Origin of the sequence: Nostoc sp. NOS(2021) (assembly GCF_017115025.1) — a bacterium.
Lineage (GTDB): Bacteria > Cyanobacteriota > Cyanobacteriia > Cyanobacteriales > Nostocaceae > Nostoc.
Window position 1 is genome coordinate 1 of record NZ_JABXKM010000334.1, and the last position, 13129, is coordinate 13129.

Genomic DNA, 13129 nt, shown 5'->3' on the forward strand with positions numbered 1-13129 from the left:
GACAATAATATTGTCCCATGCCCCATGCCCAATGCCCCATGCCCCATGCCCAAAACACAGTTGCTTTTATATTTAGTTCCGATCATCGGCTTTTTTCCGTCCTTGTGGACTCTCTATCGGGGCCAGGGTAGTCGGGAACAACTGGCTATTAGTCGTCTGTCTATTACTTTGGCACTTACTTGGCTGTTGGGATATCTATTATTAGCTACCGGAGCCGGAACTTCAGATTTTTTGACGCTACGTCTATTTATCCTCAATAGCTTTATCACATCGGGTTACTTTTTAGTGAGTGTCTGGTTGATTTCGCGCCTGATGCAGGGCAAATCTGGGCGTTTACCAGGGTTTAGTACTTTAGCAGAACGAGTGCTTGGCAAGTATTTATCTTAATTTTATCGGGCGAGAATTTGCCAGTATTTTTACTTATTTCCTCAAAAATCCGGTTGATTTATCCATAATATCTAGTCAAATCCAGTTTATTATTGCCATACTTCAATAAAACATCTCCAGGTTGCCCAAAAAAAGGATAAATGCTGCTATAAGTGGTGTGGTTGACACTACATTAAAAAAGTTAGCACTGATAATTAAGAGTTAGCTATTATGGGTTGATTTGTCTGCATATTTTTAGTCTGCAAATTTACCGAATTTGATTAGTGAGTAAGTGTGAGGAAGTCTGTGACCATTCAAAGAAGTTCGGCGGAAGAAAACCAGTCGGGAAAAGCCTCAAAGTCCAGTAACCAAATTTCCCAGAACTCGAAATCAGGACGTTGGCTGTGGTTTTGGGTAGGTATGAGTGGTATTGCAATGGTGTCAGCAACAGCAGGGGCGCTTTTGGCGGTGTCTTTGACCAGTACGCCTTTGCAGCAAGCCCAGCTAAGTCCAAAGGATGAGGCGGTGTTTGATGGCGATCGCATTTCTGGAGGTGTGCTGCGATTTTCAGAATTAACTCGCCCAGTGAATCTCTTAGTTTTGGGGATGAGCGTACTTCCCCCGGATATCCAAAACCCTCCCCCAGAAACCAAAAACCTCAGATACCAGCCGGAGCTAAACTCCTTTGATGGTCTTTCCGATGTGATGCTCTTGCTAAAATTTGATCCAGAGACGAAAAAAATAATTATTCTCTCCATTCCCAGAGATACCCGCACAGAAATAGAGGGGTATGGGGTAAAAAAAATTAATGCTGCCAATGTTGACGGTGGGCCAGCTTTGACTGCCAAAACCGTCAGTAATCTCTTGGGTGGGGCGGGAATTGATCGCTATGTCCGAATTAATGTTCTGGGAGTTGCCAAGCTAATCGATGTTTTGGGTGGCGTAACAGTCTACGTCCCCAAAAATATGAAGTACCAAGATGATTCTCAGCATTTGTACATCAATTTGAAGGCGGGTAAGCAGCATCTCAACGGCGATCAGACACTGCAATTGCTGCGTTTTCGCCATGACGAACTTGGTGATATTGGTCGGATTCAGCGGCAGCAAATGGTCATGCGTGCTTTGATGGATCAAACACTCAACCCAGCTACTGTTGCTCAATTACCTAAAGTTCTGGATGTAGTGAAAGATCACATCGATACCAATTTGACGGTTGAGGAGTTAGTGGCGCTAATGGGTTTTGCGGTGCGGACAAATCGCTCTAATATGCAAATGTTAATGTTGCCAGGTCGCTTTAGCGAGAAAGGCGAGTTTGATGCTAGCTATTGGTTGCCCAACAAAAATGGTATTTCTAAACTGATGGCTCAACACTTTGGTTTGGAATCAGCACAGGAACAGCTGGCGACTACGACTGACCCGCGCTCTTTGCGTGTAGCAATTCAAGATAGTACAGGTGGCGATCGCTCTAACCTGCAACCATTAATTAGAGCTTTGGAAAAATCTGGATATCGCAACATCTATGTGGCCAAAGCATGGGGTGAACCTCTAGAGGTAACTCACATTGTCGCCCAGCAAGGAGATGGTGACAGTGCCGAATCAATTCGCAACACTTTGGGATTTGGCGAAGTGCGTGTGGAAAGTACTGGCAACCTTGGCTCGGATATCAGTATCCAAGTGGGTAAGGATTGGTTGCAAGAAAAATCTATCTTGGAGCAGTCGCGGACGAAATAATTCGTAATTAATTACGAATTATGTTGACTGTGAATTTACTGACTGGCTGAGTTCTTGCAGTTTAGCTGCTACCACACCATTGGTTAATAATTCTTCTGCTTTAGCTAAACCCTCTGACATATCTGGACAAATACCACTCCGCCAGAGGTAAAATCCGCCATTCCACAAGGCTGTTTGCATGAGTTCACTTGGTTTACCTGCTAAAACCTCCTGAATATCCGCCACCAGTTCTTCAGTAGTTCCAAGGGGTACGTTCTTGGTAGTAAACCCGTAATCACGCGGTACGAGGTGTAATCGTTCTACCTCTTGGGATGCTACGGATGAAGATAAGCTGATGATCGCAGTGCGATCGCGCGGTAAGTCGCAACTACCTTCTAATCCTTTCACTAATGTAAATTTCGTTACTCCCCGCAGCCTCAGAGCTATCTGAAACATCCCTTCTGTCGGCGGATGAACAAACCCAGCAATGACGTGAGCATCGCCAGCATAAGGACACCAGATTAGCTCCATTGTCGCCAAAGGCGGACGTTTGCCGAGTTGATCGCGGTACTCCCAAATACTTTTAGTTAAGGGAAAATGCTGGGGTAGATAAATAAAGCCGATTCCCGTTTGCTCAAACACTTGCTGGGTTTTTGCTAGTGGTAGGGTAGTCCAATCGACTCCTAAACCCTGCCAAATATCTATTAGGGGTAAGCCATACTTAGTTGGTAGGCGATCGCCACCGTGCATTACCACTGGTTGTCCAACTGCGGCGAGTAGTAAAGCTGTGACGGGACTAATTGGTGCTGTGCGTGTTCTGCCATCATAGGGGATGCCAAGAGCGATCGCTGGTCGCCCAGAGACGATTGGTTGCAGTTTTGGCCCCAGTTCCTCATAGGCATCCAACATTCCCGCTAACTCTTCCCCCGTCGGACGCTTGATTCGATGAGCAATCAAAAACGCTCCGATTTGGGCTGGTGTAGCTTCACCCAGCAGCATCATTTTAGTAGCGGTGGCTGCTTGGGCGCGAGTTAAATTCTCGGCTGTGTGGTTTCCGCTACCTACTTTTTGCAGGAATTGCCTAAATACATTGCTCATTTGTCCTTTGTCTCCATACCCGTTCGGGGAAGCAAGCTACGCGTAGCGTCTCCCTTATGAGAAGTTCAGATGCCTGCGGCGGGCTACGCCAACGCCGTCAGACGGCGCTTTGACTTCTCAGTTTGTCAACTGTCATTTGTCCATTGTCCTTTCTGAAAATAACTAATGACACTTCAAGTAAACCAAAAAGTTTTTCCCAAAGGGCGATGCCTGTCTTGAAAAGTGACGCTACGCACAGTCCAAGAGGCTGCGCTAACAGATGCCTGACGCCAAATGCGCCAAACGACGCGATACACTTTTTGCTGCGGCGGGCTACGCCTACGCTAATCAAGTTTACGTAGTTTACTGCTCTGAAAGGTTTCAAAAAATGAAATGATCAAAATAGTGTGTAGCATTTTAGCCTCTTGAGATCCATTTGCCGACAGCACCAGAAGATAAGTAATAATCGAGTAACATCTAGATTTAGGAGTTGGTGCATGACGCAAAAAACAGACGACACAGCCAACAAATACTTCACAGGTACTAACAAACTCAAAGAGAAAGCTTCTCGAAATCAAGTGATTACGGCTCCATTACCAGACCCGATTGCAAAAAATATTGAAGCGATTATTTCACTTCATACCCAAGAAGTTCGAGATATTCCCGCCCACCAGCGGATACTAGAAGCGATCGCTACATTCTTTGGGCGACCGATATTTCTCTATAGTTTGCTACTCATACTGGCTATCTGGATTTTTAGCAGTTTTCTTGATGGCTTTTTACCATTCAACCTGCCCTTGTTTAGCTGGTCAGATCAAGGCTTAGACGCAGCTGCATTGGTGATTTCAACCGGAGTGCTGGTGCGACAAACTCGCCAAGAAAACTTTGCCGAACAGCGGGCGCAATTGATGCTACAGCTTAACCTGCTCTCTGAGCAAAAAATTGCCAAGATTATTGCTCTATTAGAAGAACTCCGTACCGATTTACCTAATGTGATCAATCGGCATGATTCGGAAGCTCAATTGATGCAGCAAGCTGCTGACCCGATCGCAGTATTGGAAGCACTCCAGAAAAACCTGACTGAAGAACTGTCATCCACAGAAGAAAACAATATGAGTTGATCGCAGTTTTTAGTAGACTTTTGTTTCTATTTAGAGACATAAAAGAAAACTTTAAGTATAGTCTTGGTGTCAATAATCAAAATTTATCGGATATTTTACTAAAGGGATACACATGGCTCAACTGAATGGTGTAATGATGCAGTACTTCCATTGGTATATCCCTCCAGATGGCAATCTTTGGAATGAGTTTAAAGAGAAAGTCAAAGACTTAGCTGATGCAGGTATTACATCTGTTTGGCTACCCCCAGCTTATAAAGGAACAGGGGGTGGCTACGATGTCGGCTACGGGGTCTATGATATGTACGATCTAGGCGAGTTTGACCAGAAAGGCTCGGTTCGGACAAAGTACGGTACAAAAGACGAGTATATCGCTGCTGTCAAGGCTGCAAAAGATGCTGGTATTCGAGTCTATGCTGATGTTGTCCTCAACCACAAGCTAGGTGCAGACCAAGAAGAAGAGGTGGAAGCAACACCCTATAGTCCAGACGATCGCAACCAGCCGATCGGTGAGATGCAAACAATTAAAGTGTGGACTCACTTTACCTTCCCAGGTCGCCAAGGCAAATACTCCGATATGGAATGGCACTGGTGGCACTTCGACGCAGTTGATTACAACGTTTACAACGAAGGTGAAAACGCAGTTTATCTGTTCAAAGATAAACATTTTGACGATAACGTTGACCTGGAAAAAGGCGCTTTCGACTATCTCATGGGATGCGATCTGGATATGGAGAGTCCAGAAGTGCGCGAGGAGTTGAATCGCTGGGGTGAGTGGTTTGTAGAAACCACTGGTATAGATGGCTTTCGTTTTGATGCCGTTAAACACGTGAGAGCTGGCTTTTTTCCAGAATGGCTGATTCACTGTCGCCAAAAGGCAGGTCGCGATCTGTTTGCCGTTGGTGAATATTGGTCTTATGAAGTTGAAGCACTCCACCATTTCCTTAACATCACCGGTGGCGATGTGATGTTGTTTGATGCGCCATTGCACTATAACTTTAGCGCTGCCAGCAAACAAGGCAATGACTACGATATGCGGCAGATATTTGATAACACCTTGGTGCAACAGCAACCTACTTTAGCCGTCACCTTAGTAGAGAATCATGATTCTCAACCCTTGCAGTCGTTGGAGTCTGTAGTAGAAAGCTGGTTCAAACCGTTGGCTTATGCGTTGATCCTACTACGAAGTGAGGGTTATCCCTGTATCTTCTATGCGGATTACTATGGTGCTAATTACAAGGATAAAGCCCCAGATGGCAATGAGTATGAGATTTGGCTCGATAGTCATCAATGGATAATTGATAAATTTTTGCACGCTCGTCAAACCTATGCCTATGGCGACCAATACGATTATTTCGACCACCCTAATACAATCGGCTGGACACGCTTAGGAGATGAAGAACATCCTGGCGGTATGGCGGTTGTTCTGAGTAATGGAGGAGAGGGGACTAAGTGGATGGAAGTTGGGCAACCCAACAGCACTTACATTGACATCACTGAACATATTAGTGAACCCGTCACAACGAATGATGAGGGCTGGGCTGATTTTCGATGCAGTGCTGGTTCCGTTTCTGTGTGGGTTCCACAGTCGTAGTCGGGGTTTTAGTAGCATTCATCCAGAAAGTTACGCGCTTTCTTAACTTTGCCTAAAAGAGAACTTAGACAGTATAGCAGTGGACAGATAGCTTAGGACATTCGCAAATCCTAAGAGAGCGGCTGTCACAGCTATCTATAGCAGACTTGTCCTAACCATTATGGCAGCCGCTATACTTTCTAGATCAGCCACAACCCTTTTCTTTCGTTAGAAAGCGATTGGACATTGCCTAAATTGCCTGATTTTAGGCAATAGGCACAATTCATGAATTGTGCCTACCAAGGATTTCGGGCAACCCTCTTCCCTAGTCCCTACTACTCTTTAGTATCAGGCGCGGGTGAACCCGGTACGTATTTGACTTGTTCGATCGCACCAGTGTATTTAAAGACCCCATATTTTTTGTAGAGATCCCATGACACCGGACTACGGGCATCTTTACCGATGTCCAATCCTTCATAGGGAAAGCCACCAAACGTTAGCCCCAGCTTACCTGCCGCGACTTGCTGCCCGTTGACGGAGAGTGTTCCAGACCCCTGGCGCTTGCCCAGTGCATCGTAATTGAAATCGATGTGAAGTTGACCTGGCTGTAGTGGGACTGGGGGAAACTTAATCGACTGACCATAGTTATTGTGTTCGTAGAACAGCTTGCCATCGTCAATATAGAAGATATAACCAACTTCCTGCCCACCGTGGGCAAGAATCACCCCGCGATCGCCTGCTTTATACTGAGCCTCCACCTGGATGGTATAATCGCGATCGCTGACCAAAGGCAAAATGTCCGGTTCCAGTACCAAGTCACCTGCATGGAATGTCTTCGGTTTCACTTTCTCCTTGATATAAGGCGGCACTCCTCCGTGTTGCGGGGATTCTAACAGGGGATAAACTTGATACTTGAATGCCGCAGCATCAAAGGCTGCTGCCAGTTCTTTGACTTTTTCTGGATACTGGTTCGCCACATTGTTGCTTTCCGAGTAGTCTTTGTTCAGGTTGTACAACTGCCACTCGGAGTCACTAAATGGTTTCCCGGTCTGATGATCGGTGACAGCATACCAACCATCTTTGTAATACCCTCTATTGCCTGAATTCTCATAGTATTGTTCAGTTCTTTGAGAGGGCGTATTGGCATCATTCAAGAGATAGGCAAAGCTGATACCTTCTAGAGGTTTCGTGGGTTTGCCATTAAACCTGTCGGGATGCTTGATGCCCGTCAATTCCAGGAGGGTAGGTGTAATGTCTGTGATGTGCGTAAATTGTGTCCGGGTAGCACCCAAATCTTTGATTTTTGCTGGATAGGAAACAATCAATGGATTCCGTCTACCGCCCCCAAGGGTAAAGAACTTGTACCGCTTCAGGGGTGTATTGGAAACGGTTGCCCAGCCAATCGGATAGTGAGGCGCAGTCTGAGGACTACCTATCAAATTGAACCGACTGATATCCAGGGCTTTATCGTCTGGTAAACCGGAGTAATGTCGGGCTACATTCGTCGTGCCATTTGCCCCGCCTTCTCCAGAACCCCCATTATCAGAAGCTACAATGATAATTGTGTTGTTGAGTTCCCCGGTGGACTCTAAATACTCATAGAGTTTGCCAAAGTTTTGATCCAGGTTATCAACGAAGGCTGCATAGGCTTCTTGGTAACGAGCAAATAGCTTTTTATCCTCAGCCGATAGTGTATCCCAACCTTTAACGCCTGGATTTTGGGGTGGTAGTTGAGTCTCGGCAGGAATTAGCTTTGATGCAAGTTGCTTCTGGTATCGTTCCTGGCGTAGCACGTCCCAGCCGACATCATACTTGCCTTTGTATTTAGCAAGGTCTGCTGGATGAATATTAAACGGTGAATGAACAGCATTGTTGGCAAAATACAAGAAAAATGGCTTGTCTTTTGACTTAGTTTTTGCTTGTTTGAGCAATGCGATCGCTTTTTCTGTCCAGTAATCAGTGGTGAGGAAATTCTCAGGATAGCGATCAACTGAAATCGGCGTATTGTCTTCGTAGAGAATATGGGGTTTCTGGGGATGTTCCAATCCATCTAAGAAGCCAAAGAAATGTTCAAACCCCCGTTGTAACGGCCAGGAATTTAAGGAAGCGGTAGCGGTGCGATCGTAAGTCTGAGTCAAATGCCACTTACCCGTCAGCAGGGTAGAATAGCCATTGCCACGTAAAATTTCTGCCAGAGTCACGACATTGCTCTGAATTTCACCCGCATAACCAGGAAAACCAGGGTTTCCCTCAGCAACCCAACCGACACCCGCAGAGTGGGCATTTAATCCCGTCAATAAAGATGCTCTTGTGGGAGAACAAAGCTGATGCGTTGTGAAGTTGCTAAATCGTAGTCCGTTAGCTGCCAATTTCTCAATATTTGGTGTGCTGATTTCTGAACCGTAGGGGCTTAAATCCGAAAACCCTAGATCGTCAATTAGGAAAACAACAATGTTGGGGGCCCCTTTTGGTGCTGCTGTGGTGCGGGATGAAGCCAGAGAGTTGTTGACTAAAACCGATGGGGGCTGTGGAGTCCACGAGGGCGTTGATTCTGCCAAAGTTCTGCCGATTTTGCCTTTAAATCCAGCGTAAGCTTGCGTACTTGCATTACCTGCTCCCTTCGCAGGGTTCTGGGCTAAACTGCTGGCGATCGTTGTGCCAGTAACCAGCAAGATGCTAAACACAACTAGTGCTAACCAAGCGATCGGTGAAACAAGTTTTTGCTTGACTTTTTGAATGAATGATAGATTCCGTTTTCTGTTCAACAGACCTGCCTCCTTACAAGCGATAGTAGTTAAGCCAGCACATCATCTGCGCTGGAGCATCTGAAAAATGCACTCATATTCCTGCTGATAAATTGGGGAAGCACACCCAATACAGTTCGTTAAGGTGCATAGGCTTTAAAGATCCCCCTTAGTCCCCCTTAAAAAGGGGGAAATAGAGCGATTTTTAGCCTGCCCTTTTTAAGGGGGGTTGGGGGGATCGTGTCTTATCCGAACCGTATTGGAACCACACCCACATTGTTTACTTCGGGAGTGTGGGGTAGAATTACTTTTACTGTTGTATAAAATGCAAACAATACATCAGTTTTTTTGATGGTAATACCTTCCCCTTAACAGAAGGTTCATAGTACAAATAAATGCAAATATTGTACTATATATCTATCGAATTATCGTAGTATTAGTGAAGGAAAAGCACGATACCACATTTAGACCTTGTAAAGGTACTCCCACTCGCCCAAGCGAATTGTTTCTATGTTCGTCGTTTAGTTGTTAGGCACTCGGCGCGGCGGCGTCGCGACATCGCTTGTGCCAGTTGCGTAAGTCCTGAATTTGTAATGGGATATTTTCGCGCACGAGTTGCCAAAAGTGCTTGATGGGGGGAATTTGCAGACGGTCTTGAGTTGTTACCATTACTACCCGACGAGTCAAACTAGAACCATCTGCTAAACCACTAGTACTATTGCTGGCTAAGGAGCGAATCGCCAGAGTAGGGTCAAGATGTGCTTCCATTAATGCTGATTGAGGTAGCAAAGCTATTAGTTGTCCTTGACGCACCACCCCCCGGAAGGCATCTAGGGTATTTACCTCTAAAGTCGCTTGGAGTTTAGCTTCTAGTCGCTCAAATCTATCTTGTATTAAGCGCTGCATCCCATAACCATCTTTAAAAACCACTTGAGGATAACGAATTAGCTCCGACCAAGGGACAAATTCATATTGGGCTAGTGGATGATTGGCTGCGGTTAGAACTTCTATAGGTTCATCATAAAGTACTTCTACCACCATTTCTCTACCAGTGGTTAAAAAGCGATTATTCATCACAATTGCTAAATCCACCAATCCATCTTTGAGGACTTTCAGGGCGCGATCGCTTCCCAATGAAGTCACCCGCAATTGCACATCTGGATAATCATGACAAAATTTTTGCAACACTGGTGGTAGGTAAGATCCGCACAGGGAGTGAATCACAGCAATGCAAAGTTCTGGCTGCTTTCCGGCGATTAAATCAGCTAATTCTTCTGTAGCTGTCTGCCATTCTTGGCAAATTTTGCGGACACGGGGTAGTAAACATTCACCTCCCAGTGTCAATTTTGCATGACTGGTTCTGTGAAACAGTTCTACACCCAAATCTGCTTCTAATGCTTGGATTTGGCGGCTAATTGTTGATTGGGTAACACCACATGTTCGCGCTGCTTGTTGAAAGCTGCCGGTTTGGGCGATCGCTAGAAAGGCTTGCAACTGCTCTAGGCGCATTTTTATGTAGCCTGAATTACATTTATCGGTTTCATTAAGTTAACGGATTTTTATCCACAATTTAGTAGAGTTTGTTACCGAAAAATTGGGTAAAAGCCCCGTCATAAAGGACGGCTTTATATTCTATTGATAATGTAACGACTTTCTCCAATAGAATGGTCAGGATCGGGAAAGGTGACAGATAGCGGATCGTTAAACACGGTTGCGGCTTCTGGAAAGGAAATACTATGTTTCTCAAGGTTTAATGCGGCTTTGTCTGGGTTCCATTCAAATTCTATGTAAAACGCTCTTGCCGTCTTTTTTTGGAGTTTAACAAGCTAGGTCTCGATCTGTTCATTTCCAAATAAGCAACTGTAACCCTCTGGATGGGTGTTGTGCCTGTAATCGCTATTTCATGGCTACGAACCGTTGCGAACCCGTTCAATAAATTCAGGATAATTTTCCAAATCCTCTGGAGACTTTAACGGCGGCATTTCAACCCAGTTAGCTTCTGCATGTAGCTTATCAAGATATACGTAAAATGCTTCGCGATCATCCCGATGGGCTAAAACGTAGGCTTGCAAATCTTTCTGACTCATTCCTTGAAAGTTAGGTTTGATCATTGCGCGTACCTCCATCTGCCATTGGGATATATCTCAATAATATTCTCCTCACCTGCTAAGAAGAACACATTCCCTGTTCGCTCGTCTACACGAACCACATTTATGGGCAAATAAAACTTCGTAAACCAGCAGCATAATATAAAGCACTGCGTCTTTTGTTCTGGCGTTGGAATAATTATTGCTCCTCATACCTATGATCGCGCAGAGTATATCACTTTCTGGAGACTACTTCTTTAAATCTGGGTTTGACACAATTGCTGATACAAATCACTCTTTTTGCCTCCCCATCGCCGTTTGAAAAAATTTACCATTCGGCTAAGGCGATCGCTATTCCTTGTTGCAAATCTGGTGAGAGTGTGGCGTTAGTTGCTAACTGCTGCAATTGTTGATGTGTGGCTTCAGCGTCTAAATTTTTCAGTGCCGCGATCGCATGTAGTCTCACCGATGCATTAGAATCTGCTAGCAGTGAAATCAATGGTTCAATAGCTTGCATTTTGCCTAACTGTCCTAAAGATAAAGCGATCGCACTTTTAACGTTAGCAATCTCTGTGGCTGGATGTTGCGTTAGCAGTATTTGCAGTAAAATTTCTGTGGCTGGTGTCCTTAACTGCGGCTTTTGGACTCGCCCTAGAACTGTGACAATTTCTTGCCAAAGTGTCTCGGATGTGGTTTGGTTAAATGTTGTTTGCAAATATTCCAAACTGCGTGGCGTCCCCACCCAAGTTAAAGCGCGGATGGTTTCTAATTGCAGTGGTAGCGGTGTATAAAGTGATATTAACAAATCAAATAAGTATTTGGCTGCATCATCACTTCCCATCCGCGAAAGGGAAACTGCGGCTGCAAAACAAACCTCAAGGTTAAAGTCGTAAAGCCTGGGTTGCAGTCTTGTTACTAAATCTAATGCTTGGTGTAAGTCAGGGCGAAAACCTAAACCAAGGACTGCTGCACGCCTAACTGTGGCGGCTATATCATCTAAAGCGTTTAACAATCTTGGCGGTACACGTTCGTCATGAAAACTGCTGAGGGCTTCAATTGCAGCGGCGCGGATTGCTGCTTGTGGATCTTGTACTACACTTAATAGCGGTGTGATGGTTTCTGGTTTCCGAATACAACAAAGCGATCGCACCGCTAAAAGCCGTGTATCTTCATCTAATAGAAGTTCAGAGAGTGTAGCGATCGCAACAGTACCCATTTGTCCCAGTGCTGTAACTGCGATCGCTTTGAGTTCTTCATCCTCATCAGTTTTCAATAATTCCATCAAAGGCGCGATCGCTTCTGGGTGCTGGAATTCGCCCAAAGTCCTTGCTGCATACCAGCGTAATTCTGACTCTGCGTCTTCATCTTCTAATATGTCAATGAGTGGTGGGATGGCAATATTTCCCAAGTGAGTCAACACCTTGGTAATTTCCCAGCGTTGTTGAAAATCCCCCATCTCTAACATTGAAAGTGCTAATGTCAGCAGATATTCTCGATTTTTAACTATCTCTGGATGTTCAGAGTCTGCCCCTAAAATTAATTGTTGCAAGTATTGAATTAGCCATGACCAATCAGCTGCATCATATGCTGCCTGGGCTTGCACCAAAAGCTGGTTGATGTTACTCACAATACTCTGTTTTAATTATTAATCTTCTGCCTCCATTACGTTGGCTTGACTACAACTGAATTACCCTCAATTTTGGCGGCATAAGTTTTCAGCGGATTTGTCGCTGGGCCTTTTTGCACTTTACCATCAACCGCAAATTCCGAACCATGACAGGGACAAGCGAATTTTTTCGCATCAGCTTTCCATGCTACAGTGCAACCTGCATGAGTACAGGTAGGGTTAACAGCAGTCAGATTTTTGGCTTTAGATGTGCCGATTACCAACACAGGCCCGACGGGTGAATTTTTCGCCAGCAATTGACCTGTTTTATCTAATTCTGCCGAGGTTCCCACTGTTTGCCAATCTCCAGATGCTGAAGTTGTTTGAGAAGAACAGGCGGCGATCGCTACAGGTAGAGAACTCGCAATCCAACCCAAACCTACCCAATTAATAAAATCACGACGTTTCATAGCTGCTGAAATAATATCTAAGTTTTAGCTAACATCTGCCACTCAATTTTGGATTTTAGATTTTGAATTTTGGATTAAGAATTAATCTATGGCAATCCAAAATCGCTTCGGTCATCTGAAATACCCTTTATCAAGCGTTTTGCGTCGCTTATTGATGACTTTGATGCAAAAAATGCATAATATTCATGCATTTTCAGCGATTTTACCAAAAAATCGTAACAATTTATACGATTTTAACAGAAATATCGCCTTAAGTTATGAGTATCGAAATCGTTACATGAACATTATCTAAACCTGCTTGACAAATTCCCAAGATGTAAATGGCCACAAGTTTTGCTTAACTAATCACGGATTTAGAGTTTCACTTTGGAATGCTCT

General features: G+C 44.7%; 10 protein-coding genes and 1 pseudogene. 4 read left to right on the forward strand and 7 right to left on the reverse strand.

Translation table 11 applies throughout. From position 1 onward, the window contains the following. The first annotated feature begins 24 nt into the window (after positions 1-24). Entirely contained in the window at positions 25-387 is a 363-nt protein-coding gene (locus tag HWQ41_RS32610; protein ID WP_292772172.1) for a hypothetical protein, read from the forward strand. 285 nt (positions 388-672) lie between these two features. Then, the gene (locus HWQ41_RS32615; protein WP_292772136.1) at positions 673-2097 is read left to right on the forward strand and encodes an LCP family protein; all 1425 of its coding nucleotides are present in this window, start codon (positions 673-675) and stop codon (positions 2095-2097) included. A gap of 18 nt (positions 2098-2115) precedes the next feature. On the opposite strand, the gene HWQ41_RS32620 is transcribed toward HWQ41_RS32615, so the two are convergent. Next, on the reverse strand, positions 2116-3174 hold the full coding sequence (locus HWQ41_RS32620; protein WP_292772137.1) for an anthranilate phosphoribosyltransferase family protein: 1059 nt from the start codon (positions 3172-3174) through the stop codon (positions 2116-2118). 476 nt (positions 3175-3650) lie between these two features. Between HWQ41_RS32620 and HWQ41_RS32625 the strand changes: the two genes are divergently transcribed. Continuing rightward, positions 3651-4274: a DUF1003 domain-containing protein gene (locus HWQ41_RS32625; protein WP_292772138.1), complete on the forward strand. Its 624-nt coding sequence runs from the start codon at positions 3651-3653 to the stop codon at positions 4272-4274. Positions 4275-4386: 112 nt separating this feature from the next. Further along, positions 4387-5865, forward strand: a complete 1479-nt coding sequence (locus HWQ41_RS32630) for an alpha-amylase (RefSeq protein WP_292772139.1) — start codon at positions 4387-4389, stop codon at positions 5863-5865. A gap of 314 nt (positions 5866-6179) precedes the next feature. Here HWQ41_RS32630 and HWQ41_RS32635 read toward each other — a convergent pair whose 3' ends face one another. From HWQ41_RS32635 to HWQ41_RS32660, 6 genes and pseudogenes are all read right to left on the reverse strand, one after another. Then, a complete protein-coding gene (locus HWQ41_RS32635) occupies positions 6180-8609 on the reverse strand; it encodes an arylsulfatase (protein ID WP_292772140.1) in 2430 nt (809 codons plus the stop codon). Between the two features lie 507 nt (positions 8610-9116). Further along, positions 9117-10097 (reverse strand): LysR family transcriptional regulator, encoded by a 981-nt coding sequence (locus HWQ41_RS32640; protein WP_292772142.1) that lies wholly within the window; start codon positions 10095-10097, stop codon positions 9117-9119. A gap of 128 nt (positions 10098-10225) precedes the next feature. Continuing rightward, a pseudogene (locus HWQ41_RS32645) lies at positions 10226-10375 on the reverse strand (BrnT family toxin); the annotation flags it as partial. 120 nt (positions 10376-10495) lie between these two features. Beyond that, on the reverse strand, positions 10496-10699 hold the full coding sequence (locus tag HWQ41_RS32650; RefSeq protein WP_292772144.1) for a hypothetical protein: 204 nt from the start codon (positions 10697-10699) through the stop codon (positions 10496-10498). A gap of 304 nt (positions 10700-11003) precedes the next feature. Further along, positions 11004-12305: a HEAT repeat domain-containing protein gene (locus tag HWQ41_RS32655; protein WP_292772174.1), complete on the reverse strand. Its 1302-nt coding sequence runs from the start codon at positions 12303-12305 to the stop codon at positions 11004-11006. A 32-nt stretch (positions 12306-12337) separates the two neighbouring features. Continuing rightward, a complete protein-coding gene (locus tag HWQ41_RS32660; RefSeq protein ID WP_292772146.1) occupies positions 12338-12751 on the reverse strand; it encodes a ubiquinol-cytochrome c reductase iron-sulfur subunit in 414 nt (137 codons plus the stop codon). Between the last annotated feature and the right edge of the window lie 378 nt (positions 12752-13129).

Coding starts and splice junctions, on each gene's coding strand:
- HWQ41_RS32610 (WP_292772172.1), top strand. CDS start 25: ATGCCCAATGCCCCATGCCCCATGCCCAAAACACAGTTGCTTTTATAT.
- HWQ41_RS32620 (WP_292772137.1), bottom strand. CDS start 3,174: ATGAGCAATGTATTTAGGCAATTCCTGCAAAAAGTAGGTAGCGGAAAC.
- HWQ41_RS32625 (WP_292772138.1), top strand. CDS start 3,651: ATGACGCAAAAAACAGACGACACAGCCAACAAATACTTCACAGGTACT.
- HWQ41_RS32630 (WP_292772139.1), top strand. CDS start 4,387: ATGGCTCAACTGAATGGTGTAATGATGCAGTACTTCCATTGGTATATC.
- HWQ41_RS32640 (WP_292772142.1), bottom strand. CDS start 10,097: ATGCGCCTAGAGCAGTTGCAAGCCTTTCTAGCGATCGCCCAAACCGGC.
- HWQ41_RS32650 (WP_292772144.1), bottom strand. CDS start 10,699: ATGATCAAACCTAACTTTCAAGGAATGAGTCAGAAAGATTTGCAAGCC.
- HWQ41_RS32660 (WP_292772146.1), bottom strand. CDS start 12,751: ATGAAACGTCGTGATTTTATTAATTGGGTAGGTTTGGGTTGGATTGCG.